The organism is Mycolicibacterium canariasense (assembly GCF_002101555.1).
GTDB lineage: Bacteria > Actinomycetota > Actinomycetes > Mycobacteriales > Mycobacteriaceae > Mycobacterium > Mycobacterium canariasense.
Genome location: NZ_LQOL01000079.1, coordinates 117,920 through 141,506, shown reverse-complemented (window position 1 = coordinate 141,506; position 23,587 = coordinate 117,920). Strand labels below are relative to the sequence as shown.

The following is a 23,587-nucleotide window of genomic DNA, read 5'->3' as shown; positions in this document are numbered from 1 at the left end:
CATTTTCGAGAGACCTCGACCTCTATCCCGGCAACGACGCGCCAACCACCTCTACACCCTCATCTGTGAAGAGCCCAATTACCGCCGGACTCGCAGGCCGCGACGGCATCCCAGTTCACACCGTTGTCCGCATTGGCGGTACCCGCCCCCAATGCCACGGGCGCAATTGCGAGCGCCCCGGCGATGGCGGCCATACCGAACGTCGTGCGGATGTTCTTCAACTTCTATCCTCTCGCCAAGCGCGCGCCAAAAGAACGCCCGCGCCCACGCGGGCGTGCAATACCTGGATCACCCAGGCGGGAATTGGACCGTGCCTTCTCGGTCGGGCACGACAGCGGGAGGCATGGCATCGCCTCGCCGGGGAAATGGACCCCGGCCGCTTCCACGGACCTTGACGCAGAAGCCCCGCACACACGCAGGTTGTGATGTGAAATTATTTGCTCCGGTCGGGGAGTCGAGGAAAACGTACAAAACCGAGCAGACGAAGTCACATCACATCTAGAACATGTCGCGAGAAGATCACGAGAAGATAACGACGCTCACTATGTATCAACTGTGCAGGTCAGCGCAAAGATTGACGCGGGCGCCCGAAACCGACGCGCTCAAACATTTGGTGATTCATATCACGGCAATTTTGTGAGCTGGACCACGCTACGGACCCGTCGTCCCGGGCATTTCGTCCCCGTATGCCGCCCATGCACGCTGACCTGCGGTTTTACCCCGGCGGGGTTCGCTGGCCGGCATGGGCGAATCCGCGACTCCGAAGTTTCACCAAACTTGGCTTCCCGCAGCGTATTTGCGCACATTCGAGCCGAAACGCAAGTCAAACCGCCGCAACCGGACCGAAAGCCTGATCAACGCTCGAACATGTTGCACTGCAACTATTCTGGGCAAGGGTAACCGCCAGATTCGGCCGATCGTGGACCGCTCGACGTGCGGGTCGCCACCCCGAGCGCCGAGCACCGAGGAAGCGGCGACCACGGACAGAAGTTAGGGCGGCTTACTTCCTTGTGTCCGTGAGCCTTTCAGCGCACCACACGCATCACACTGCCGAGTCCGTCCATCGATGCCGTTGTCGTACAACATATTTGGATGCAATCGAAAGGGTGCGGCCGTCGGCTACAGCGGCCGGCGGTGAATAGACAAAAAATAATCTGATCCGTTATCGATCGGAGATAAAAGCCAATAACGTCATACCGGATTGAATTCGAGTCGGAAGCCGCCCAAATTCGCAATTTGCTGCCTCACGAGGCGGTAATTCACCCAGCTTCAGGGCAGCTCGGCCGTGGTGTTGACGTTGGTCAGTGCACGTTGCTCGTCCAGCACGACACGGTGCGTGTCGACCCCGGCGGTGCCGTCGACCAGGGCGCGCATGCTGCGCTCCCCCGCCGCAACCAGCTCTGCCGCGGTGTCGGCCAGCCGGGTCCGGTACAGCCCGGCCAGGTAGTGATCGCGGCCGTCCCACGGCAGGATCACATCGGCCACCGAGGGCTCGGCGACCAAGACGTCGATCAACTCGGCCGACAGGTAGGGCATGTCCACGGCACAGACGAACGCCCGCTCTGCTCCGGCATCCGCGGCGGCTCGCAGACCCCGCGCGGTGGCCAGCAGGGGGCCGACACCGCGCACCTCGTCGCGCAGGATCTCGGCCGACAGCTCGGGAAGTGCCTGACCGGGCGCGGCGATCACGAACACGGGCGCGCACCGCTGGGATACCGCCGCGACGACGCGTTCCACGAACGTCTGCCCGTCGAGCACCAGAGTCGCCTTGTCCCGACCCATACGGCGGGACGCCCCGCCTGCCAACACAACTGCTGCCAGTGGCGGAGATGACGTCACCTAGGTGACGTTAGCGTGACTAGTCGACGGACCAGGTGTCTTTACCGCGAAGCAGTGCCTGCAGTGCGGCGGTGTCGCCCGGCTTGGCGGCGCGCGCGTCGGCAACCTGCTGACGGGCCGCGTCGTCGTAGGTCGGCTTGCTGACCTGGCGGAAGATTCCGGTGACCATGTGCTCGAGGTTCTGCTCGGACAGCCGCGACAGCGCGAACGCGTACGCCGGGTCGTCCAGCGTGGCGTTGTGCACCACGATCTGGTCGGCATCCACATCGGCGGTCTTGGCGACCTCCAGGCCATACCCCGACTTCACCACGCAGTACTGGGCATCGGCACCGAACGTGATCGGCTCACCGTGATGCAGGTTGATCAGCCGGTCCTCCGAGCCCTCCTTGCGCAACACGTCGAAGGATCCGTCGTTGAAGATCGGGCAGTCCTGCATGATCTCGACCAATGCGGCGCCGCGATGGCTGGCCGCAGCGCGCAGCACCTCGGTCAGCCCGGCGCGATCGGAGTCCAGCGCCCGGCCGACGAAGGTGGCCTCGGCGCCCAGCGCCAGCGACACCGGATTGAACGGGTAGTCCAGGGAGCCCATCGGCGTCGACTTGGTGATCTTGCCGACCTCGGAGGTCGGCGAGTACTGCCCCTTGGTCAGGCCGTAGATCCGGTTGTTGAACAGCAGGATCGTGATGTTGATGTTGCGGCGCAGCGCGTGGATCAGGTGGTTGCCGCCGATCGACAGCGAGTCACCGTCGCCGGTCACCACCCACACCGACAGATCCGGACGGGCCAGCGCCAGACCGGTGGCGATGGTCGGGGCGCGACCGTGAATCGAGTGGAAGCCGTAGGTCTCCAGGTAGTAGGGGAACCGGCTGGAGCAGCCGATGCCACTGATGAACGCGATGTTCTCGCGCCGCAGACCGAGCTCGGGCAGGAAGTTGCGGATGGTGTTCAGGATGACGTAGTCACCGCACCCGGGGCACCAACGCACCTCCTGGTCGCTGGTGAAGTCCTTGCCCTTCTGCGGCTGGTCCGTGGTCGGGACCAGGGCCGTCTTGCTGAGGGCTTCGGTGAGGCCCAGATCAGAGCCAATCAGGTCGGTCATGCTCCTGCTCCCACAGATTCCACGGTGGCCGCGGCCAGCCGTGCGAACTTCGCCTTGTCAGTTTCCTTCTGCCGCAACGTGCCGTCCAGCGCCGCGCCGATGATGCCCTCGACTTCGTCGGCCAGGAACGCCATGCCCTCGACCTTGGTCACCGATTGCACGTCGACCAGGAACCGGCCGCGCAGCAGCAACGCCAACTGGCCGAGGTTCATCTCGGGAACGACAACCTTCGGGTAGCGCCGCAGCACCTCTTCGAGGTTGGCCGGGAACGGGTTCAGGTAGCGCAGCTGAGCGTGGGCCACCTTGACGCCGTTGCGCCGCGCCCGCCGGCAGGCCTCACCGATGGGCCCGTAGCTGCTCCCCCACCCCAGCATCAGCAACTCGGCGTCGCCGGTCGGATCGTCGACCTCAAGGTCGGGAACCTTGATGCCGTCGATCTTCGCCTGGCGCAGACGGACCATGAGGTCGTGGTTCTTGGGCTCGTACGAGATGGCCCCGGAACCATTGGCCGACTCCAGGCCGCCGATGCGGTGCTCGAGGCCGGGGGTGCCGGGCACGGCGAACTGCCGGGCCAGCGTCTCCGGGTCACGGGCGTAGGGCTGGAACGGCTGACCGGCCTCGGCGAAGGTGTGCTTGATCGGCGGGTAGCCGGCGATATCGGGGATGCGCCACGGCTCCGAGCCGTTGGCGATCGCGCCGTCGGACAGGATGATGACCGGGGTGTGGTAGTGCACCGCGATACGGGCGGCCTCCACGGCGATGTCGAAGCAGTCCGACGGGGTGGCCGGCGCCAGCACCGCCAGGGGTGATTCGCCGTTGCGCCCGAAGAGCGCCTGCAACAGATCGGCCTGCTCGGTCTTGGTGGGCAGACCGGTGGACGGGCCGCCGCGCTGCACGTCGATGACGATCAGCGGCAGCTCGGTCATCACCGCCAGGCCCATGGCCTCGGATTTGAGCGACACACCGGGACCCGATGTGCTGGTGACGCCGAGCGCACCGCCGTAGGACGCGCCGATGGCCGCGCCGATACCGGCGATCTCGTCCTCGGCCTGGAAGGTCAGCACATTGAAGTTCTTGTGTTTGGACAGCTCGTGCAGGATGTCCGACGCCGGGGTGATCGGGTAGGTGCCGAGCACCACCTGCAGGTCGCTGAGGTGGCCGGCGGCCACGATGCCGTAGGCCAGCGCGGTGTTGCCGGAGATCTGACGGTACTCGCCGGTCTTCAGCTTGGCCGGGGAGACCTCGTAGGTGGTCCCGAACGCCTCGGTGGTCTCGCCGTAGTTCCAGCCCGCCTTCAGCGCCAGCACGTTGGCCTCGGCGACATCGGGCTTACGGGCGAACTTCTCCCGGATGAAGGCCTCGCTGTGGGCCAGCTCGCGGCCGTACATCCAGGACAACAGGCCGAGGGCGAACATGTTCTTGGCGCGCTGGCCATCCTTCTTGGAGGCGCCGATGGCCTCGACCGCGCCCAGGGTGAGGGTCGTCATCGCCACCGGGGTGACGACGTAGTCGGACAGCTCGTCGGTCTCCAGCGGGTTGGCCTCGTAGCCGACCTTGGCCAGGTTGCGCTTGGTGAACTCGTCGGAGTTGGCGATGATCAGGCCGCCACGCGGCAGGTCGCCGACATTGGCCTTGAGCGCCGCGGGATTCATCGCCACCAGCACGTCGGGGCGGTCACCGGCGGTCAGGATGTCGTAATCGGCGATCTGGATCTGGAACGACGACACACCGGGCAGGGTGCCCTGTGGTGCGCGGATCTCCGCGGGGTAATTCGGCTGGGTGGCAAGGTCATTGCCGAACAGCGCCGCCTCCGAGGTGAACCGGTCGCCGGTGAGCTGCATGCCGTCGCCGGAGTCGCCCGCAAAGCGGATGACGACCTTTTCCAGCTTCTGCCGCGGGGCGGCCCCGTTGCCGTTCTGGCCCACGACTTCCTGCCTTTCGCGCCCCATCAACTCTGGCTGCTTCGAGGAGAGGCGTTGCGTCGAAGATTTTTGGTGTCACTACCGGTAACCATTATTGCACTTCTCTTAGGGTGGCTTTGCCAGCACGAACAGCCGACACGCGGGTAACGCGCAGAAGAACACGCAGTTCACAGACGTGGCAAACGGCACCAATTGCCAGATTTGTGGCGTTCATCACGTCAACGAGAATGTCATTCTCTAAGAACGTGGCTACCCACCGGTAGCCGAGCGCCAGTACGCCGGATCTGAAGTTGACACCCGTCAACTCTAGCAGGCCATGGCGGCGTCACACTCGGTCGGGCGACCCCACCTCGACGCGCTTCTGCAACTCCCTGGCCACCAATTCGCTGGCCAGTTCGGCGGCCCGGTGCGGATCCGCGCCGTCGGCGCGATTGGCCACGTAACAGGCGGTGAACATGTCGCCGGCACCGGTGGTCTGCACGCCCAGCACCCGCCACGCCGCCGGCACCCGCACCACGGTGCCGTCCTTGTAGATGTCGCACCCTTCCGAGCCGTAGGTCACGACGATCTCGGGGACACCCAGCCACGCGGCGGTGGAGGCGTCGAAATCGCCGTCGGCGACGATGACCGCCTCGTCCTCGGCGAGTTTGAGGATGTCGAGGTGCCGGAGCAGATCGGGCGAGAAGTTGCGATCCAGCGTGAGCGGGCCGAGCCGGTCGGCCCGCACCAGCCCCTGGCCGTCGTAGGCGATGCGGTGCCCGCGCGCGGCCAGATGGGCCAGCGTGCCGGCCGGGAAGTCGGTGCGCATCAGCGGGGCGAGGTGAATCCAGGTGGTGCGTGGGTCGTCGGTGTCGATATCGGCGGCCGTCCAGACCGGGCCGATCGCGTCGACCGACATCCGGCGGTGGTCCGTGTCGTCGTAGTCGAGACGGAAACCGCTGGTGCGGTCCGACGGCAGGAACCGCACGATATCGCCGAACCGGTCCAGCACCTCGTCGAACAGCTCGTGGTCGTCCGGGGCGCCCATCGCCACGATGTGACCGAGGACCCCGACGGCTTCCAGGGCCACGCCGGCGAAGGAGGCGCATCCACCGGGGCTGGGCGGGGCCCCGTCGATGATGTCGATCGCCAGGTTGCCCAGCACGGTCACGCCGGGGACCAACTCTGGCGTCATCGAACGGATCTCCTTATGTCTTTACTTTCTCGCGGAATCGTAGTCGCGATGGCCGCGGAATCAGATTCCGCGTCTGGGCGGGCAGCTAGACCGGCACTCAGGCAGGCACTTAGGCAGGCACGTTGTAGGGCGTGACGACCTGGATGGGCGTCGGGCGGACGGGTTCGGCCGGCAGGGCGCCGTGCTGGGCCAGGATCACCCGCATCGCGAGCCGCGCGTCGGCCCGCAGGTCATTGTGCAACACCACCGAGATGCGCCCGTCCCGCAGCAGCCGCCGGTTGTCGGCGTCCAGATCGTGGCCGATGAACACCCTGCATCGACGGCCCAGGGTGTCGAACGCCGCGACCGTGGCGGTGTTGCCACCGCCGGGTGAATAGACCGCCTCGATCCCGGGATGCCGCTCCAGCGCGTCGAGCACCAACCGCTCGTTGGTGGCGTCGATGCCGTCACTGTCGCTGACCTCGATGACCTCCCTGCCGGTGCCCCGCAGTCCGGACCGAAACCCCACCTCGCGCTCGCCCTCGCCGCGAAAGACGGTCCGGCTCAGCGTGATCAGCACACCTGAGCGGGAGGACCCGAGCCATTGATCCATCAGATAGGCCGCGGTGACACCCGCCCCGTGGTTGTCGATGCCGACGTAGGCGCAGCGCGCACTGGTGGGCACATCGGTCGTGTAGGTCACCACCGGGACACCGGCGGCCACCAGGCGGTCGACCGCTTCGGCCACCGCGGGTTCGTCCTGCGCCTTGAGCACGACCCCGTGACTGCCCTTGATGCGGTCGAGTTCTTCGACCATCTGGGCGGTGGAACCGGACTCCCACAGATGGAAGCGGGCCCGCAGCAGTGCCGGGGCGAATGCCGGTAGCTCGGCCTCCACGGCCGCCCGGAACGCGTCGGAGAATCGCTGCGGTGTCTGCATCACCACATCGACGAGGAAGCGACGGCCGTTGAGCCGCAATTGCGCCCGCTGCTTGTCCAGGTCGGCGATGGCCTGCAGGACCTCGGCCCGGGTGTTCTCCCGTACTCCGGGCCGGTCGTTGAGCACGCGATCCACCGTCGCTTCGCTCAGCCCGCTCTGCTGAGCGATCTCACGGACCTTGTACCGGTGCACGACGCCCTTTGCATTGAGGGTTTTTTGATGGCTTTTTGCCGTTGATTATGGCACAGCACACAGCAAGACTGACGGGCATGGTCGCACCACTCACCCGATCCGCGTGGATCACCGAATCCGACTGCTCGCTGGCGGATTTCCGGGCCCAGGTGCTGCGCGACACCGATCCCGCCGAATACCCGCACGCCGCCGCCGTCCGGCGCAACGTGCCGGTCTACTCGGCCGCGGCGATCGCCGGCGCCGATCGCCGCGCGCTGCAGACCGAGTTGATCCGCGCGCTGAGCGACGGCCCCGGCGTGGTGGTTTTCGAGGGTGCCTTCGGACACGACGTGGTGGACAGCGCAACGGCGGCGTTCGAGGAACTGATCACCGCCCAGCGCGCGGCGGGCGGTGCGGCCGGTGACCACTTCGGCAAGGCCGGCGCCAACGACCGGATCTGGAACGCCGCGCAGAAGCTCGCGCTCCACGCCCCCGACGTGTTCGCGCAGTACTACGCCGCCGATACCCTGGCACTGGTGTCACAAGCCTGGCTGGGCCCGCGGTATCAGGTCACTTCGCAGGTCAACGTCGTCAATCCCGGTGGCGCCGCGCAGGTTCCGCATCGCGACTATCACCTGGGCTTCGTCGACACCGACCATCTGGGCGACTATCCGGCGCATCTGCACCGGCTGTCCCCCGCGCTGACGCTGCAGGGCGCCGTCGCCCACTGCGATATGCCGGTGGCCAGTGGGCCGACCATGCTGCTGCCCCATTCCCAGCGCTTCGAGGCCGGCTATATCGCCTTCTACCGGCCGGAGTTCATCGAGTTCTTCGCCGAGCACCACGTCCAGCTGCCGCTGCGCAAGGGTGATGCGGTGTTCTTCAACCCCGCCCTGTATCACGGTGCCGGCAGCAATGTTTCGGCCGATATCAAGCGGATGGCCAACCTGCTGCAGATCTCCTCACCGTTCGGCCGCGCCATGGAATCGCTGGACCGCACCGCGATGGTGCGCGCCGTGTACCCGGCGCTGCTGGCCATGAAGCGTGCCGGGCGCCCGGCACGCGATCTGAGCAATGTGGTCAATGCCACCGCCGAGGGCTACGCGTTCCCCACCAACCTCGACAGCGACCAACCCATCGGCAGCTTGGCACCACCCAGCCAGATCGACACCGTGCTGGCCGCGTTGGCCGACGACCTGAGCCCCGAAGACCTCGACACCATCCTCACCCAACAGCAAGAACGGAGAATTCCATGACCACCCTCGGTGTTATCGGGTTGGGCCGCATCGGCGCGTTCCACACCGAAACCCTCTCTGCCCTCGACGGTTTGGACGGGCTGGTGATCACCGACGAGCGCACCGACGTGGCCGCCGCCGTCGCCGCCAAGCACGGCGCCAAGGCCGTCGACACGGTCGAGGAGCTCCTGGCTTCCGGCGTGGACGGTGTGGTGGTGGCCGCCGCGACACCGGCCCACGCCGAGCTGACCCTGGCCGCGGTGGAACGGGGCATCCCGACCTTCTGCGAGAAGCCGATCGCCTCCACCGCTTCCGAGAGCGCTCGGGTGGCCGCGGCCATCGCCCGTTCCGGAGTTCCGGTGCAGGTGGGTTACCAGCGCCGGTTCGACGCCGCCTTCGCCGCGGCCAAGCGGGCCGTCGACGACGGATCGCTCGGCCTGATCCACACGGTGCGCAGCACCACCATGGATCCGGCTCCCCCACCGCTGGACTACATCAAGGGCTCCGGCGGCATCTTCCGGGATTGCGCCGTGCACGATTTCGACGTGATCCGTTGGATCACCGGCCAGAACGCGGTCGAGGTGTACGCCACCGGATCGGTCCAGGGTGATCCGCTGTTCGCCGAGTACGGCGACGTGGACACCGCGGCGGTGGTGGTGCGTTTCGACGGCGGGGCGCTCGGCGTGGTGTCCAACGCCCGGTACAACGCCCGCGGGTACGACTGCCGCCTGGAGGTGCACGGCTTCGACGACAGCGTCGCCGCCGGCTGGGACCAGGGCGCACCGCTGCGAAACATGGACCCCGACAACACCTTCCCGGCCGGGCCCGCGCACAACTTCTTCATGGACCGGTTCACCGAGGCCTTCCGCACCGAGCTGGCCGGTTTCCTTCAGGTGGTCAAGGGCGCGCCGGTTGCCGGTGCCACCGTCGAAGACGCCGTCGAGGTGGCTTGGCTGGCCGAGGCCGCCACCGAATCCCTGCGCCGGGGCACCCCGGTAGCACTTGAGTCGGTTAAAGAGAAGGTAAGCAACGCATGAGCGGGATCAAAATCGCCGGGGCACCGATTTCGTGGGGCGTGTGTGAGGTACCCGGCTGGGGCTATCAACTCGACCCCGAGCGCGTGCTGACCGAGATGCGCGACACCGGGCTGACCGCCACCGAACTCGGACCGGAGGGTTTCCTGCCCACCGACACCGCCGAACTGCAATCGGTGTTGACCCGGCACGGACTGGCCTGCGTCGGCGGATTCGTCCCCGTCGTGCTGCACGACGCCGAACACGATCCCGCCGAAGACCTTGCCGGCCCGCTGGATTCGCTGGTGGCAGCGGGCGCCGGGGTGGTGGTGCTGGCCGCGGCCACCGGCTCGGACGGGTATGACTCGCGTCCGGTGCTCGACGACACCCAGTGGGCCACGTTGCTGTCCAACCTCGACCGGCTGGCCGACATCGTCTCGGCACGCGGGCTGCTCGCGGTGTTGCATCCGCATGTGGGCACCATGGTCGAGACCCGCGCTGACGTGGACCGGGTGCTGGCCGGCTCGGCGATCCCGCTCTGTCTGGACACCGGGCATCTGCTGATCGGCGGCACCGATCCGCTGGAGCTGGCCAAAGCCGTGCCCGGCCGCATCGCCCACACGCACCTCAAGGATGTCGACGCGGCGTTGGCCGCCAAGGTGCAGTCCGGCGAGCTCAGCTACACCGATGCCGTCAAGGCGGGCATGTACACGCCTCTGGGCACCGGGGACGTCGATATTGCGGGCATCGTTTCGGTGTTGCGCGACAACGGCTTCGATGGCTGGTTCGTGATGGAGCAGGACACCATCCTGGACGGCGCCCCGGCCGGTGACGGACCGGTCGCCGACGTCCGGGCCAGTGTCGCGTTCCTGAACAGCGTCACCACATGAGAATCGGTGTACTGGGTGCTTCCCGGATCGCCGAGTTGGCGATCGTGGGTCCCGCGGCCGAACTCGGTCACCGGCTGGTGGCCGTCGCGGCCCGGGACCGTCACCGCGCCGAGGTCTTCGCCGGCAAGTACGGCGTGGAGCGGGTCCTCGACTCGTACCAGGACGTGATCGACGATGCAGAAGTCGACATCGTCTACAACCCGCTGGCCAATGCGCTGCACGCGCCGTGGAACCTGGCTGCCATCGCGGCAGGCAAGCCCGTGCTCAGCGAGAAACCGTTCGCCCGCAACCAAGCCGAGGCGCGGCGGGTCGCCGATGCGGCACAGGCCGCCGGCGTGCCCGTGTTGGAGGGTTTCCACTACGCGTTCCATCCGGTGACGCAGACGGCATTCGGCCTGGCGGCCGACGGCACGCTCGGGGAGATCCGTTCCGTGGAGGTGCGGATGGCGATGCCGGCACCGGCTCCCGATGACCCGCGTTGGTCCCTGGAGCTGGCCGGTGGGGCGGTCATGGATCTGGGGTGCTATGCCGTGCACATCATGCGGACGCTGGGCCGCCTCGACGTACCCGGCGTGGCGGGCGCACCGTCGGTGGTGCGGGCGCACGCCGAGCAGCGCTCCCCCGGCGTGGACGCCCGCTGCGATGCCGAGTTCGCTTTCCCGGGCGGGGCCCGCGGCCTGTCGACGAATTCGATGGTGGCCGAGGACTATTCATTCACGCTGCGCGTCACCGGCACCGAGGGTGACGCGTTTGTGCACGACTTCATCCATCCCGCCCAGGACGACCGGCTCACCGTGACCACGGCCACCGGCGCCACCATGCGGCATCTGGGTACCCGCCCGAGCTACAGCTATCAGCTGGAGGCGTTCACCGCGCTCGTCGAGCATGGCACACCACTGCCGTTCGGCACCGACGACGCGGTGGCCAACATGGCGCTGGTCGACGCGGTGTACCGGGCGGCGGGGTTGACGGTGCGCTAGGACACCGGCATGAACGCCTCCCGATTGGCCAGCAGGAACTCCCGCATGGTCACCGGCTCTCGACCGGTGAGCTCCCGCAGGGTGTCCGGGTCGGCCGGCAGCGCTCGGCCACTCTCGGCCACCATCTGGCCCACCGCCGAAATGTGCTGCGCCATAGCGGCGTTGACCGCGTCGGCGCCCGGGATGCGGGACAATGCGAGCAGATCGTCGCGCCACTGATCCCGGCTGATCGGCTCGAAGTGGACCGTGCCCGCCGTGGATTCGTTGAGCAGCTGGGCGATCTCGAGGTGGCTGTACTCCTCGGAACCCTTGGCGAAGTACACGGTGTCGGTGAACCGTTCGGGGTGCAGCAGGGCGGCCAGCGCCAGTTCCGCGGCGTCACCGGCGCCGATCCACGCGATCTTCCCCGTGCCGAACGAGTTGCGGAACACTGCGTACTCGCGCACCGAGTGGCTGTGCAGGACCAGCAGGTTCTCGTGGAACAAAGCCGCGACCCGCAGGATCAGCAGATCGAGACCGGCCCAGTCCAGGACTTGCTCGGCCAGCCATTGGGCGCGCCCCAGGTTCGACGGACTGTCCGGCCGTGCGGGTCCCATCGACATCACCACGGTGCGCGGTGAGCGACCCACTTCTCGAACGGCGGCAGCGTAATTGGCCGCCGCCGTCACAACGCCGTCGTCGATCGGATAGGTGAAGTAGGCCAGGTCGACATCGACGAGGGCCGGCACCAGGGTGCGTCGATCGTGCAGATCACCCACCGCGATCTGCGCGCCCAGCGCCGCGAGCTCCTCGGTTCGCTCGCTGCGCCGGCGGGCCAGGATCCGTACCGGGTGGCCCGCCTCGCGAAGCCGGCGTACCAGGTATTCCCCGGTGTTACCGTGACGTCCGGTGGCGCCGGTGATGAGGATCGGGTTGGTCAAGACGAGTTCCTATCGTGTGGGTGCTATCTCAGTGCTGCCTCAGTCGAACGTGAACAGGACCTTGCCGCCGCGTTGTGTCGTCTGAGCGTGCTGAAAGGCCTTGTGGTGGTCGTGCAGTCGGTAGGTCGCTTCGACCGGTACGTGCAGTTGACCGTCGGCCGTCAGGGTGGCCAAGTGGCCCAAGATGGCGCGGATTTCGCGGGCCGGCGCCCGGAAATACCAGTTGCCGAGCCAGAATCCGGTGTGGCGGATTTCCCGCTGGAACAGATCGGCGGGCGTCAAACCCTGCGGAGGACCGATCAGGGTGCCGTAGCTGACGACGGACCCACCGAATTCCAGCGTGGAGATCAACGGGGCCGCGGCCGAACCGCCCAGCGGGTCGAGCACCAGGCGCAGTTTGTCCTCGCCCAGCACGCTGGTGATCTCTGCCGCAAGGTCGGGTCCGCTGACCAAGACGACATCTCCGCCGGCTCGGCGGATGTCGTCGACGGCGTCGGCGCGCCGAACGACGTTGAGCGTCTTGACGCCGCGCCGCTTGGCCAGCGTGATCACCTGCAGCCCGACCGCGGAGTTGGCGGCGGTCTGCCCCACCCAGTCCCCGATCTCCAGGGCGGTGATCCGCTCCAGTAACAAGTGGGCGGTCACCGGGTTGATGGACAACATCGCCAACTGCACGGGGTCGTCTCCGGGCACCACGACGACATCGTTTTGGGCGGCGACCACTTTCTGTGACCACGTGCCGTACTTGAAGGTGGGCAGGACGACGACCCGCCGGCCGACGAGCGCGTCGTCCACACCCGGCCCGGTGGCTTCGACGATGCCGACACCCTCGGCGCCGACGGTCGCGGGTAGGGCGGGGCGCGCCAGGTAGCGTCCCTCGATCAGCAGCAGATCCGAGGGATTGATGGCCGCGGCTTCCATCCGCACCACCACGTCGCCCGGCCCCGGGGCCGGCTCTGCGCCGTCGACCAGCTGAACGGACTCCTGGGGATCTCCGAATTCGGTCAGTACCAGATGCTGCATGCGGCTCTCCTGCGAGTAGAGGCAGTGGGTTGTCAGGGATTTGGCATCGCGGTCACGGGACGTGCGGTGGGAGTCGGTGAGCCACGCGTAGTTCGGTGAACCACAGCGACACCAGCGGCAGCTGTGACCGTGGTTGCCACCGGTCGTCGCGCAGGTAGGCACGCCGCGTCGTCGGGATCTTCAGTCCGTCCACGTCGACGTGGTCCTCGACGTACTGGATCACGGGGACACTGCCCGCGATGTCGAGGTGGTAACCGTGCCGGGCCAGCAGCAGATCCTGGCCGAAGTAGAACTGCTGGTGGCGGCAGTGGCTGGGCAGCCCGGCGGGCATGGTGGCGCCAAGGCCGACGAGGCGCTGGTCGCCGGTGCCGATCGGCTCGATGGCGTGTGTGTGCACCCCGGGTAGCGTCAGCAGGAACGGCAGATTCAGGTAGTTCCAGAGCGCATATCCGCTGAAGTACGCACGCTGCAACGGATTCCACGGGCTGTCCAGGACGTGCCCGGCGAAGGTATCCCGCACGTTGTGCCGCCGCGCGAGCTCCGTGCCGTCCTCGGCGACCAGCGCGGTGCCGTCCGCGGTGAACTCGACATGCGACGTTTCACCTGCCGGCCACACCGCCGCCCAGACGTCGCGCATGGCGACGGCGAACTCCCGCTTCGACCGGCCGGGCATGTTCTTCATCTCGAACAACGAGCCGCCGCTCTCCAGCGTGCCCGTCACCTGTTGGCCTGCCCGCCAGCGGTCCAGTCCGCCGGCGGCATTCACGATGTCGTCGAGCAATGTCATGGTGCCCTCCGGGTGCCGGTGTACCGCGTTGCAAGATCACCCTCACCCTCTGAGTATAGTTTTGTCAACCCAGACTCGTGAACGGAGGACCGATGACCGCAGCACCCACCCGCAGCACCGACGGTTGGGGCCAGAAACGAACCAAGACCGTCAGCTGGCACGATCCCGCACCGGCCACCGCGATCGGCCTGTCGATGGCCGGAGTCGACTACCTGAACGCGGTGATCGACGGAACGCTGTCACCGCCACCAATCGCCGGGCTGATGGATTTCACCATGATCTCCGCGGAGCCGGGGCGGGTGGTGTTCACCTGCACACCGGACGAATCCGCGTACAACCCGATCGGCTCGGTGCACGGCGGACTGGTGTGCACCTTGCTCGACTCCGTCACGGGATGTGCCGCCCACAGTGCACTACCGCAAGGCAAGGGGTACACCTCGATCGAGATCAAGGTGAACTATCTCAAGGCGGTTCGCGCGGGTATCGGTGAGCTGACGGCGACCGGCACGCTGGTGAAGTCCGGTGCCCGCGTCAGCTTCGCCGAGGGCGTCGTCACAGATGCCGCCGGCTCGGTCGTCGCGACGGCATCCAGCTCACTGCTGATCTTCGACCTCTGAGCCACCCACTCAGTACCGCACCGCACTGGCCAACAGCGGCGGGTAGACCCCGGACGGTTGCCCGTCCACGGTGGTACCGGCGAACTGCAGGGTGGCGCGCATCGCGCCGTTGAGGTCGGCCGGGTAGTTCAACGCGGGCGCGGACACCCGATCCAGGCGGTCGCACTGTTCCGGGGTGAGCGCGACGTCCAAACCGGCCAGGTTGGCCTCCAGATGCGCCAGCCGCCGGGCCCCGATGATGGGTACGACGGTGCCCCGACGGGCCCGTAGCCATGCCAATGCCACTGCTGCAGAGCTGGTTTCGAGTTCGTCGGCGATGGCGCCGACCGTCTCGATGACGGTGAACTCGTCGTCACTGGGGCCACCGACGTAAGCCGACCGCGCCGAGTCCGACACCACACTTCCCCGCCGGTACTTCCCGGACAGGAAGCCGTTCTTCAACGGACTCCACGGCACCAGCGCCATACCCTGATCGGCCGCCAGCGGTGCCAACTCCCCTTCCACGGTGCGGGCCAACAGCGAGTACTCGACCTGCAAGGCGATCAACGGTGTCCACCCCCGCAGCAGGGCCATGGTCTGGGCCTGAGCGGTGACCCAGGCCGGCGTGTTCGAGAACCCGATGTAGCGGATCGTCCCGGCGCGCACCAAGTCGTCGAGGGCGCGCATGGTCTCCTCGATGGGGGTGTGCCGGTCCCAGTTGTGCAGCCAGTACACGTCGAGGTAGTCGGTCTGGAGCCGACGCAGGGTCTCGTGCAGCTGGGCGATGATCGCCGAGCGGCCCGCGCCGCCACCGTTGGGATCGCCCGGGTACAGGTTGGCGAAGAACTTGGAGGCCAGCACCACGCGCTGCCGGCGGCCGGGGCTGCGGGCGAAGAAGTCGCCCAGGATCTTCTCGGAATGCCCGTTGGTGTAGAAGTTCGCCGTGTCGACGAAGTTGCCGCCCCGGTCCAGATAAGCCGACAGGATCCGCTCGGACTCCTCGACGCTGGTTCCGGCCGCACCGGGATCCTCTCCGAATGTCATGGCTCCCAGCGCGAACGGACTGACCCGCAGGCCGGACCGACCGAGGGTCACGTAGTGGTCGAGTGACATGGAACTTCTCCTTCTGATGGGAAATTGGACCTCTTCATTCCATCCGGGGAAGCACCAGGCGGGTAGATCGATCGACCTGCGTTATTGCACAATCCTGCCGAATATGCGCGGATCATGTCATTGGCATGGTTGGCTGTCAGTCATGCGCTCCGCAACCGATTCCCTGTCCGAGCTCCGCCGGTTGATCGACGTACACGCGCGCCCCGACCTGCACACGCGCATCGACGGCCTGTTGCTGTCGAAGGTCGTCGATGCGGCCGGCCCGGATTACTCGCTGACCGATCCGCTGCTCGTCGTGATGACTCAGGGCGGCAAGCGACTGCTGCTCGGGGACGAGGTGTTCGAGTACCGCGCCGGGCAATGCCTGGTCGTCGCGGCGAGCCTGCCGGTCACCGGCCACTATCTCGATACCGGTCCGGGCCGTCCCGCACTGGCGATGGGACTGGTGCTGCGCCCGGAGGCGCTGTCGGCGTTGTTGTTACACATGCCGCCGCGGCCGTCGGCGCGTGGCTCGGCCGATATCCCCGCGCTCGGCACCGGCGACGCCGATCCCGGCCTGCTGGATGCGGTCACCCGACTGGTGGGGCTGCTGGATGCCCCGGCCGACGCGGCCGTGCTGGCCCCGCTCGTCGAACAGGAGATCCTCTGGCGGTTGCTCACCGGCCCGCAGGGCGCGATCGCCCGCCAGATCGGCGTCGCCGACAGCACGCTCACCCACGTCAACACCGCGATCAGGTGGATGCGCGACAACTACGCCGAACCGGTGCGCATCGAGGATCTGGCCCGGAAGTCGGGCATGAGCGTGTCGGCGTTCCATCGCCACTTCCGGGCCGTCACGGCGATGAGCCCGTTGCAGTTCCAGAAGCGGATTCGCCTGCAGCAGGCCCGATCGCTGCTCGTCACCCGACCCGGCGATATCGCGGGCGTGGGCCACCGGGTGGGTTACGACAGCCCATCACAATTCAACCGCGAATACCGTCGGTTGTTCGGCACACCACCCGGCCAGGACGCGGCCCGGCTGCGCGAGCATGCCCCGGAACGCCGAAACTACGCTTTCTGACCGAAAACCCGGTGATCCCGGTCAGAAAGCGTAGCCTCGGCGAGCCGCTGGGGGGTCAGCGGCGGCCCAGTTCGTGGCTCAGCGCCTCGAGTTCGTTGCCGCCGGCCATCTCCTGGGTGAGGTGTTCCAGCGTGATCTCGTCGTAGGTGCAATCCAGCTTCTGCCGGCCGCGGTTGAGCAGCACGAAGTGATCGCCCACCATGTGCGCGTGGTGCGGGTTGTGGGTGATGAAGATGACCCCGAAACCCTGCTCCTTGGCCGCGGTGATGTAGCGCAGCACCATGCCCGACTGCTTGACACCCAACGCGGCGGTGGGCTCGTCGAGGATCAGCACCCGAGCACCGAAGAAGATGGCACGGGCGATGGCCACACACTGCCGTTGGCCGCCCGAGAGCGAACCGATCGGGGCATCCACGTCGGGCAGGTCGATGCCCATCTTGTGCAGTTCGGAGATGGTCGTCGCCCGCATCGCGGAGATGTCCAGCGACTTGAGAATGCCCTTCTTGCGCAGTTCGTTGCCCAGGAAGAAGTTGCGCCACACCGGCATCAGAGCGACCACGGCCAGATCCTGGTACACCGTCGCGATACCGGCGTTCAGCGAATCCTTGGGTGAATCGAACGTCGTGGGCTTGCCGTCGATGAGCAACTCGCCCTCGGTCGGCTTGTGCAGGCCCGCGATGATCTTGATCAGCGTGGACTTGCCCGCACCGTTGTCACCGAGCACGCCGGTCACCTCGCCGGCGCCCACCCGCAGGTTGATGTCCTTGAGCGCGATGATGTTTCCGTAGCTCTTGCCGACGTGCTTGAGTTCGACCAGCGGCGCCGCGCCGTCGGCGGGGGTTTCGGCGATGGGGGTCTCGGCAGCAGTAGTCACGACGATCTCCTAACGCTTCGCTGCGTAGTTGCGGACGACGTTGTTGGCGATCACCGCGAACAACAGCATGGCGCCGAGGAAGAACTTGAACCAGTCCGGATCCCAGCCCGCGTAGACGATGCCCTGGTTGGTCATCCCGAAGATGAACGCACCGATCAGAGTGCCGATGGCGGTGCCGTACCCGCCGGTGAGCAGGCAGCCACCGACCACCGCGGCAATGATGTAGAAGAACTCGTTGCCGATGCCCTGCCCGGATTGCACGGTGTTGAAAGCGAAAAGCAGGTGCATACCGACGAACCAGGCGCAGAAGCTGACGACCATGAAGAGGCCGATCTTCACCTTTGTCACCGGCACACCGACCGCGCGGGCGCTGTCCTGGTTGCCGCCGACGGCGAAGATCCAGTTGCCCACCCGGGTGCGGAACAGCACATAGGTGGCGATGACGGCGAACAGGATCCACCAGAGGACGGTTACCCGCAGCGACACTCCGAAGATGGTGAACGACGAGGCGAAAACCGCCTTGCCGGATTCGAAACCCGCCATGTCCGACACGCTGGGGGTGGCGACCTGGCCGGACAGCAGTTTGGTGACCGCCAAGTTGATACCGGTCAGCATGAAGAACGAGCTCAAGGTGATGAGGAAGGACGGGATCTTGGTGCGCATCACCATGTAGCCGTTGAAGAAACCGACGGCGAGCGCGATGACCAGCGAAAGTGCCGCTCCCACCCACAGATTCAGGTGCAGGTTGTAGGACAGCATGGACGCGGCCAGCGAGGTGGTGGTGACCGCGACGCCCGAGGACAGGTCGAACTCGCCGCCGATCATCAGCACGCCGACACCGACGGCCATGATGCCGATGGTCGAGCTGGCGTAGAGCACGGTGGCCAGCGCTTCCGGCGTACGGAACGGCGGGGCCACGATGAGGAAGAGCACGAAGATACCGACCGCCCCGACGAACGCCCCCATTTCGGGACGGATCAGCAAGCGCTGCAGCCGGTTCTGTTCCTTGACCCGTTCGTCGCGGATGACGGTATGGGTTTCCAGGTTGAGGTCTGCCTGGGTGGTCATGGTTATCTAGTCCCCGCTTCGGCGTACTTGGCGACCGCGTCGATGTTGGTCTTGTCGATGAACGACGGACCGGTGAGCGTCGGCTGGCCGCCGCCGAGCACGTTGCCGTTGTTCAGGTAGAGCCACAGCGAATCGACGGCCAGATAGCCCTGCAGGAACGGCTGCTGGTCGACGGCCCATTGGACGTCGCCGCCCTTGATGGCGTTCACCAGCGCGGCATTGGTGTCGAAGGTGCCGACCTTGGCCTTGCTGCCCGCGTTCTTCACCGACTGCACGGCCGTCAGCGCGAACGGTGCGCCGAGGGTGACGATGTAGTCGACGCCGGGATCCTGCTGCAGCTTGGCGGTGATGGTCGATTCGACCGAGGGCATGTCCTTGCCGTTGACATTGAGGACCTCGGTGGCCGGGAAGGTGTTCTTCACGCCGGCGCAACGGGATTCGAGCCCGACGTGGCCCTGCTCGTGGATGACGCAGATGGCCTTCTTGGCGCCCTCGGCCGCGAGCCGCTTACCGGCGCCCTGTCCGGCGATGTACTCGTCCTGCCCGAAGAACTCCTTGACGCCCATCGCCTGCCAGGCGTCGGCGCCGGCGTTGAACGCGACCACCGGGATGCCCTTGGCCGTGGCGGCTTCGACGACGCTCTTCATGGCGTCCGGCTTGGCCAGGGTGATCGCGATGCCCTGCACGCCGCTGTCCACGGCCGTCTGCACCAGGTTGGCCTGGTTCGGGGCCTCCGGGTCATTGGAGTAGCGCAGTTCGATGTTGTCCTTCTTGGCCGCCGTCTCGGCGCCCTTGCGAACCAGGTCCCAGAACGAGTCGCCCGGCACCTCGTGCGTGATCATCGCGATGGTCGCCCGCGGAGTGTCGGCTGAGCCGGCCCCCATCCCGCCGCCGTTGCTGTCGGGTTTTCCGCCGGTGCTGGAACACGCGCTGGCACCCAGGACGAGCGCGCTCGCCCCGGCCACCGCCATCAGCCGACTGAACCTCATTGTTTCTCCTTGCTATCGACCTCACCGCGGGCACTCAAATCCACCCGAACTCCAGTGGCAAGCGACACGGCCTCGGTGATGATGTAATACCGCTCACACTCGAAAGTCAAGACTTTGTTCTGACATTAGGACTGCATATCAAATGCCAGCAACGGGCCTACCGCCCCGAGCACACCAGCGCACTCGGGGACAGCTCGAACACCTTGTCAGCGAGAGCGTTACCTGTCCACAAGGGTGGTGTCGAAGTAGTACCGGGACGCCCGGTACGCATGATTGCCGTACTCGACAATGCGGCCCGAATCGTCGAACGCGGTGCGCTCCATCACCAGCAGTGGAGCCTTGATCTTCTCGTCGAGCAGCCGGGCCTCGTCGCGATCGGCGGCCTTGGCGCCGATGCGCTGGCGGGCCAGCCGGATGTGCACCCCGCGGGACCGCAGGGATTGATACAGCCCGACGCGTTCGAGTTCGTCGCGGCTCGGCGCCAACGGCGACGGCAGATGATTGGTCATCAGCGCCAGCGGCTGCCCCCCGGACGTCCGCAGCCGGCGCATCATCACCACTTCGGCGCCCGGCTCGAGGTTCAGATGGGCGGCGATATCCGAGGACGCCGGCCCGATCACGTAATCGAGCACCTTCGTGGCCGGTTCTTGCCCGGCCCGCGCCAGATCGTCGAACAGACTCGTCAGTTCGACGGGCCGGTGCACCGGGGTCTGCACCACCTGGGTGCCGACGCCCCGCTTGCGCACCAACAGTCCCTTGTCGACCAGCTCCTGAATCGCCCGACGCGTGGTCGGGCGCGACAGGCTGAGCCGGCTGGCCAGTGCCAATTCGTTCTCGAAACGGTCTCCGGGCTTGAGTTCCCCACTGAGGATGGCTTTCTCGAAGACCTGCGCGACCTGGAAGTACAGCGGTATCGGACTCGACCGATCGAGCTCGACAGCCAATGTCGGGGTCACTCTCACTCCGATCGACGGGGTTCGGGCCGGGGTTGCCGGAAGTGATTGCCCAGAGTACCCGCAAAATGATTGTAAGTAAGAATGTCCGGACAAAGTATTGACACGACGTGGCGCCAGAGCGCAAAGTCGATGTCAACACCGGGCGCACTCGCGCCACCGGGGGGTCAGTACGCATATCGCATCCGGGAGTCAGTCGTGACCGCTACCGCCAACCAGGCTTTCGACGCCATCGCCATCGGCCGCAGCGGCGTCGACATCTACCCACTGCAAGTCGGACTCGGACTGGAGGACGTCACCTCGTTCGGCAAGTTCCTCGGAGGCAGCGCCGCCAACGTCACGGTGGCCGCGGCCCGGCTCGGCAACCGCACGGCCCTGATCTCCGGCGTCGGCAACGATCCGTTCGGCCGCTACGTCCGTAACGAACTCGCTCGCCTCGGCGTCGACAACCGATTCGTCTCCACCCACGGCGAATATCCCACACCGGTGACCTTCTGCGAGATCTTCCCGCCCGACGACTTCCCGCTGTACTTCTATCGCAAGCCCTCGGCACCGGACCTGCAGATCCAGCCCGCCGAGCTGGACCTGGACGCCATCCGCAATGCACGGCTGTACTGGTCGACGGTCACCGGACTGTCCGAAGAGCCGAGTCGCAGTGCGCATTTCGCGGCCTGGGAAGCGCGCGCACACGCCCCACTGACGGTGCTGGACCTGGACTACCGCCCGATGTTCTGGGCTTCCCCGGCCGCAGCCACCGAGCAGGTGCAGCGGGCCCTGCAGCACGTGACGGTCGCCGTGGGCAATCGCGAGGAGTGCGAGATCGCGGTCGGTGAGACCAACCCGCACAAGGCCGCCGACGCGCTGCTGGACCTCGGCGTGGAACTGGCCATCGTGAAGCAGGGACCGCGCGGCGTGCTGGGCAAGACCCGCAACAGCTCGGTCACGGTGGCGCCCAACGATGTCGATGTGGTCAACGGCCTCGGCGCCGGAGATGCCTTCGGCGGCAGCCTGATCCACGGTCTGCTGCACGGTTGGCAACTGGAGAAGACGCTGCGCTACGCCAACGCCGCCGGTGCCATCGTGGCGTCCCGGCTGGAATGCTCGACCGCGATGCCCACCGCCGCCGAGGTGTCCGACCTCGCCGAGAAGACCGCCGTGGAGGCCGTCAATGTCTGATCTCGCCACCGACGCCGGAACAGCCCCCGCCGCTCCGCTCGCCCCTGCCTGCGCCGATTACGCCGCCATCACGGAACTCCGCGCCGCCGATCCCGGCGCGGTGACCAAGGCCTGGCAACAGCGCACCACCCGCCCGACGGTTCGCGGCGACGGCCGGTTGATGATCGTCGCCGCCGACCACCCGGCCCGCGGTGCCCTGGCCGTCGGCTCCCGGCCGACCGCCATGAACAACCGGATCGATCTCTTGGACCGGTTGCGCACCGCCCTGGCCGACCCGGGCGTGGACGGTGTGCTGGCCACCGCCGACATCCTCGACGACCTGCTGCTGCTCGGCGCGCTGGAGGGCAAGGTGGTGTTCTCCTCGTTCAACCGCGGCGGGCTGGCCGGATCCTCGTTCGAGCTCGACGACCGGATGACCGGAGCGACCGCGGCATCCACCGCCGCCGCGAAGATGAACGGCGGAAAGATGTTGTGCCGCATCGATCTCAACGATCCGGGCACCGTCGCCACCTTGGCGTCGTGCGCCCAGGCCGTCGACGAGCTGGCCGCCCGCGGGCTGATCGCCATGCTGGAGCCGTTCATGTCCACCCGGGTCGACGGCAAGGTCCGCAACGACCTGTCCCCCGACGCGGTGATCAAGTCGGTGCACATCAGCCAGGGCCTGGGCTCGACCTCGGCCTACACCTGGATGAAACTGCCGGTGGTTCCGGAGATGGACCGCGTCATGGAATCGACGACCATGCCGACGCTGCTGCTCGGTGGCGACCCCACCGACGCAGACGAGGCGTTCGCGTCCTGGGAGAAGGCGCTGGCCCTGCCCGCGGTGCGCGGCTTGATCGTGGGCCGCACCCTGCTCTACCCCGCCGATGACGATGTCAGCGCGGCGGTTTCGACGGCAGTGAGGTTGGTCCGATGAACTCGAAACTGTATATCCCCGCCAACAGTGCGGCGGCGCCGTTCACCGTCGCGATCACGCCCGAGGACGCCGGCTGGGCCGAGTCGTCCTTGCATGTGGTCGATCTCGGCACGGGCGGCACGGTGACCCTGAACACCGGTGACACCGAGGTGATGATCCTGCCGTTGTCCGGCGGCGGCTCGGTCCAGGCCGGAGAGGAGACCTTCGCGTTGTCGCCGCGCGGTTCGGTGTTCGACGGCCCGGCCGACATGGTCTACGTGGGGATCGAGCAGGCATACACGATCAGCGGCTCCGGCCGGATCGCGATCTGCGGGGCGCGCGCCGGCCGGTCGTTCCCGAACCGCCGGGTGGCCGCCGCGGACGTCCCGGTCGAGCTGCGCGGCGCGGGCAACTGCAGCAGGCAGGTGCACAACTTCGGCACCGCCACGGCGTTCGAGGCCGATTCGTTGATCGCCTGCGAGGTGATCACCCCCGGCGGCAACTGGTCGAGCTATCCCGCGCACAAACACGACGAGAACTCCGATGTGGAGACCCAGCTGGAGGAGATCTACTACTTCGAGATCGACGACAGCCCCGCCGGCACACCGGGATTCGGCTATCACCGGGTGTACGGCACACCGGAACGCCCCATCGAGGTGCTGGAGGAGGTGCGCACCGGTGATGTGGTGCTGGTACCGCACGGCTACCACGGACCGTCGATCGCCGCGCCGGGCCACCACATGTACTACCTGAACGTGATGGCCGGGTCCGGACCCGACCGGGCCTGGCTGATCTGCGACGACCCCAATCACACCTGGCTGCGCGGCAGCTGGGAGCACCAGGCGGTCGACCCGCGGCTGCCCTTCACCACCGCCTCACGAGGAGCCTGAG

The 23,587-nt window shown here is 66.9% G+C and carries 22 protein-coding genes and 1 pseudogene; 9 read left to right on the top strand and 14 right to left on the bottom strand.

Features of this window, described 5'->3' with window-relative positions; translation table 11 throughout:
• Nucleotides 1-71 precede the first annotated feature (71 nt).
• From AWB94_RS27140 to AWB94_RS27115, 6 genes and pseudogenes are all read right to left on the bottom strand, one after another.
• Nucleotides 72-221, bottom strand: a pseudogene (locus tag AWB94_RS27140) (transglycosylase family protein); the annotation flags it as partial.
• 1,048 nt (nt 222-1,269) lie between these two features.
• Nucleotides 1,270-1,839 carry a molybdenum cofactor guanylyltransferase gene (gene mobA, locus AWB94_RS27135; protein WP_084395297.1) on the bottom strand — a complete coding sequence of 190 codons (570 nt, stop codon included), beginning with the start codon at nt 1,837-1,839 and terminating at the stop codon, nt 1,270-1,272.
• A 19-nt stretch (nt 1,840-1,858) separates the two neighbouring features.
• A complete protein-coding gene (locus AWB94_RS27130) occupies nt 1,859-2,938 on the bottom strand; it encodes a 2-oxoacid:ferredoxin oxidoreductase subunit beta (RefSeq protein ID WP_062657872.1) in 1,080 nt (359 codons plus the stop codon).
• Nucleotides 2,935-4,887, bottom strand: a complete 1,953-nt coding sequence (locus AWB94_RS27125) for a 2-oxoacid:acceptor oxidoreductase subunit alpha (protein WP_234811897.1) — start codon at nt 4,885-4,887, stop codon at nt 2,935-2,937. Before AWB94_RS27125 ends, AWB94_RS27130 begins: the two co-directional genes overlap by 4 nt.
• Nucleotides 4,888-5,185: 298 nt before the next feature.
• Nucleotides 5,186-6,034, bottom strand: coding sequence for a PfkB family carbohydrate kinase (locus AWB94_RS27120; protein WP_234811896.1), 849 nt, complete (start codon nt 6,032-6,034; stop codon nt 5,186-5,188).
• Between the two features lie 109 nt (nt 6,035-6,143).
• Nucleotides 6,144-7,145, bottom strand: coding sequence for a LacI family DNA-binding transcriptional regulator (locus AWB94_RS27115; protein WP_062657874.1), 1,002 nt, complete (start codon nt 7,143-7,145; stop codon nt 6,144-6,146).
• Nucleotides 7,146-7,222: 77 nt separating this feature from the next.
• Here AWB94_RS27115 and AWB94_RS27110 point away from each other — a divergent pair, with 77 nt between their 5' ends.
• From AWB94_RS27110 to AWB94_RS27095, 4 genes are read left to right on the top strand one after another with little or no spacing between them, the layout of a single operon-like run.
• Nucleotides 7,223-8,380, top strand: a complete 1,158-nt coding sequence (locus tag AWB94_RS27110) for a phytanoyl-CoA dioxygenase family protein (protein WP_062657875.1) — start codon at nt 7,223-7,225, stop codon at nt 8,378-8,380.
• The gene (locus AWB94_RS27105; RefSeq protein ID WP_062657876.1) at nt 8,377-9,396 is read left to right on the top strand and encodes a Gfo/Idh/MocA family protein; all 1,020 of its coding nucleotides are present in this window, start codon (nt 8,377-8,379) and stop codon (nt 9,394-9,396) included. Before AWB94_RS27110 ends, AWB94_RS27105 begins: the two co-directional genes overlap by 4 nt.
• Entirely contained in the window at nt 9,393-10,262 is an 870-nt protein-coding gene (locus AWB94_RS27100; protein ID WP_062657877.1) for a sugar phosphate isomerase/epimerase family protein, read from the top strand. Before AWB94_RS27105 ends, AWB94_RS27100 begins: the two co-directional genes overlap by 4 nt.
• On the top strand, nt 10,259-11,242 hold the full coding sequence (locus AWB94_RS27095; RefSeq protein WP_062657878.1) for a Gfo/Idh/MocA family protein: 984 nt from the start codon (nt 10,259-10,261) through the stop codon (nt 11,240-11,242). The genes AWB94_RS27100 and AWB94_RS27095 overlap by 4 nt, the downstream gene beginning before the upstream one ends.
• Here AWB94_RS27095 and AWB94_RS27090 read toward each other — a convergent pair.
• From AWB94_RS27090 to AWB94_RS27080, 3 genes are read right to left on the bottom strand one after another with little or no spacing between them, the layout of a single operon-like run.
• Nucleotides 11,239-12,162, bottom strand: a complete 924-nt coding sequence (locus AWB94_RS27090; RefSeq protein ID WP_062657879.1) for an NmrA family NAD(P)-binding protein — start codon at nt 12,160-12,162, stop codon at nt 11,239-11,241. The two genes, AWB94_RS27095 and AWB94_RS27090, sit on opposite strands and share 4 nt — an antisense overlap.
• Before the next feature lie 39 nt (nt 12,163-12,201).
• Nucleotides 12,202-13,185, bottom strand: coding sequence for a zinc-dependent alcohol dehydrogenase family protein (locus AWB94_RS27085; protein ID WP_062657880.1), 984 nt, complete (start codon nt 13,183-13,185; stop codon nt 12,202-12,204).
• 52 nt (nt 13,186-13,237) lie between these two features.
• Nucleotides 13,238-13,972 carry a hypothetical protein gene (locus AWB94_RS27080; protein WP_062657881.1) on the bottom strand — a complete coding sequence of 245 codons (735 nt, stop codon included), beginning with the start codon at nt 13,970-13,972 and terminating at the stop codon, nt 13,238-13,240.
• A gap of 92 nt (nt 13,973-14,064) precedes the next feature.
• On the opposite strand from AWB94_RS27080, the gene AWB94_RS27075 reads away from it, so the two are divergent.
• Nucleotides 14,065-14,589: a PaaI family thioesterase gene (locus tag AWB94_RS27075; RefSeq protein ID WP_062657882.1), complete on the top strand. Its 525-nt coding sequence runs from the start codon at nt 14,065-14,067 to the stop codon at nt 14,587-14,589.
• Nucleotides 14,590-14,598: 9 nt separating this feature from the next.
• Here the strand turns inward: AWB94_RS27075 and AWB94_RS27070 are convergent, their stop codons facing one another.
• Nucleotides 14,599-15,681: an aldo/keto reductase gene (locus AWB94_RS27070; RefSeq protein ID WP_062657883.1), complete on the bottom strand. Its 1,083-nt coding sequence runs from the start codon at nt 15,679-15,681 to the stop codon at nt 14,599-14,601.
• Between the two features lie 142 nt (nt 15,682-15,823).
• Here AWB94_RS27070 and AWB94_RS27065 point away from each other — a divergent pair, with 142 nt between their 5' ends.
• Entirely contained in the window at nt 15,824-16,741 is a 918-nt protein-coding gene (locus tag AWB94_RS27065) for an AraC family transcriptional regulator (protein ID WP_062657884.1), read from the top strand.
• Between the two features lie 55 nt (nt 16,742-16,796).
• Here the strand turns inward: AWB94_RS27065 and AWB94_RS27060 are convergent, their stop codons facing one another.
• From AWB94_RS27060 to AWB94_RS27045, 4 genes are all read right to left on the bottom strand, one after another.
• On the bottom strand, nt 16,797-17,615 hold the full coding sequence (locus AWB94_RS27060) for an ATP-binding cassette domain-containing protein (RefSeq protein ID WP_062657885.1): 819 nt from the start codon (nt 17,613-17,615) through the stop codon (nt 16,797-16,799).
• A gap of 9 nt (nt 17,616-17,624) precedes the next feature.
• Nucleotides 17,625-18,683, bottom strand: coding sequence for an ABC transporter permease (locus AWB94_RS27055; protein ID WP_062657886.1), 1,059 nt, complete (start codon nt 18,681-18,683; stop codon nt 17,625-17,627).
• Between the two features lie 2 nt (nt 18,684-18,685).
• A complete protein-coding gene (locus tag AWB94_RS27050) occupies nt 18,686-19,672 on the bottom strand; it encodes a sugar ABC transporter substrate-binding protein (protein WP_062657887.1) in 987 nt (328 codons plus the stop codon).
• 218 nt (nt 19,673-19,890) lie between these two features.
• On the bottom strand, nt 19,891-20,628 hold the full coding sequence (locus AWB94_RS27045; protein ID WP_062657888.1) for a GntR family transcriptional regulator: 738 nt from the start codon (nt 20,626-20,628) through the stop codon (nt 19,891-19,893).
• 195 nt (nt 20,629-20,823) lie between these two features.
• Here AWB94_RS27045 and iolC point away from each other — a divergent pair, with 195 nt between their 5' ends.
• The 3 genes from iolC to iolB are packed head-to-tail and all read left to right on the top strand — an operon-like array spanning nt 20,824 to nt 23,586.
• Nucleotides 20,824-21,801 (top strand): 5-dehydro-2-deoxygluconokinase, encoded by a 978-nt coding sequence (gene iolC, locus AWB94_RS27040; protein WP_062657889.1) that lies wholly within the window; start codon nt 20,824-20,826, stop codon nt 21,799-21,801.
• A complete protein-coding gene (locus AWB94_RS27035) occupies nt 21,794-22,717 on the top strand; it encodes a Cgl0159 family (beta/alpha)8-fold protein (RefSeq protein WP_062657890.1) in 924 nt (307 codons plus the stop codon). The genes iolC and AWB94_RS27035 overlap by 8 nt, the downstream gene beginning before the upstream one ends.
• Nucleotides 22,714-23,586, top strand: coding sequence for a 5-deoxy-glucuronate isomerase (gene iolB / locus AWB94_RS27030; protein WP_062657891.1), 873 nt, complete (start codon nt 22,714-22,716; stop codon nt 23,584-23,586). Before AWB94_RS27035 ends, iolB begins: the two co-directional genes overlap by 4 nt.
• Nucleotide 23,587: the final 1 nt, after the last annotated feature.

Bases quoted from the DNA above. Each gene is read 5' to 3' on its own strand.
- AWB94_RS27105 (WP_062657876.1), top strand. From the start codon at position 8,377: ATGACCACCCTCGGTGTTATCGGGTTGGGCCGCATCGGCGCGTTCCAC.
- AWB94_RS27075 (WP_062657882.1), top strand. From the start codon at position 14,065: ATGACCGCAGCACCCACCCGCAGCACCGACGGTTGGGGCCAGAAACGA.
- AWB94_RS27065 (WP_062657884.1), top strand. From the start codon at position 15,824: ATGCGCTCCGCAACCGATTCCCTGTCCGAGCTCCGCCGGTTGATCGAC.
- AWB94_RS27050 (WP_062657887.1), bottom strand. From the start codon at position 19,672: ATGAGGTTCAGTCGGCTGATGGCGGTGGCCGGGGCGAGCGCGCTCGTC.
- AWB94_RS27035 (WP_062657890.1), top strand. From the start codon at position 21,794: ATGTCTGATCTCGCCACCGACGCCGGAACAGCCCCCGCCGCTCCGCTC.
- AWB94_RS27120 (WP_234811896.1), bottom strand. From the start codon at position 6,034: ATGACGCCAGAGTTGGTCCCCGGCGTGACCGTGCTGGGCAACCTGGCG.
- AWB94_RS27055 (WP_062657886.1), bottom strand. From the start codon at position 18,683: ATGACCACCCAGGCAGACCTCAACCTGGAAACCCATACCGTCATCCGC.
- AWB94_RS27085 (WP_062657880.1), bottom strand. From the start codon at position 13,185: ATGCAGCATCTGGTACTGACCGAATTCGGAGATCCCCAGGAGTCCGTT.
- AWB94_RS27070 (WP_062657883.1), bottom strand. From the start codon at position 15,681: ATGTCACTCGACCACTACGTGACCCTCGGTCGGTCCGGCCTGCGGGTC.
- AWB94_RS27125 (WP_234811897.1), bottom strand. From the start codon at position 4,887: ATGGGGCGCGAAAGGCAGGAAGTCGTGGGCCAGAACGGCAACGGGGCC.
- AWB94_RS27095 (WP_062657878.1), top strand. From the start codon at position 10,259: ATGAGAATCGGTGTACTGGGTGCTTCCCGGATCGCCGAGTTGGCGATC.
- AWB94_RS27130 (WP_062657872.1), bottom strand. From the start codon at position 2,938: ATGACCGACCTGATTGGCTCTGATCTGGGCCTCACCGAAGCCCTCAGC.
- AWB94_RS27100 (WP_062657877.1), top strand. From the start codon at position 9,393: ATGAGCGGGATCAAAATCGCCGGGGCACCGATTTCGTGGGGCGTGTGT.
- AWB94_RS27110 (WP_062657875.1), top strand. From the start codon at position 7,223: ATGGTCGCACCACTCACCCGATCCGCGTGGATCACCGAATCCGACTGC.
- AWB94_RS27080 (WP_062657881.1), bottom strand. From the start codon at position 13,972: ATGACATTGCTCGACGACATCGTGAATGCCGCCGGCGGACTGGACCGC.
- iolB (WP_062657891.1), top strand. From the start codon at position 22,714: ATGAACTCGAAACTGTATATCCCCGCCAACAGTGCGGCGGCGCCGTTC.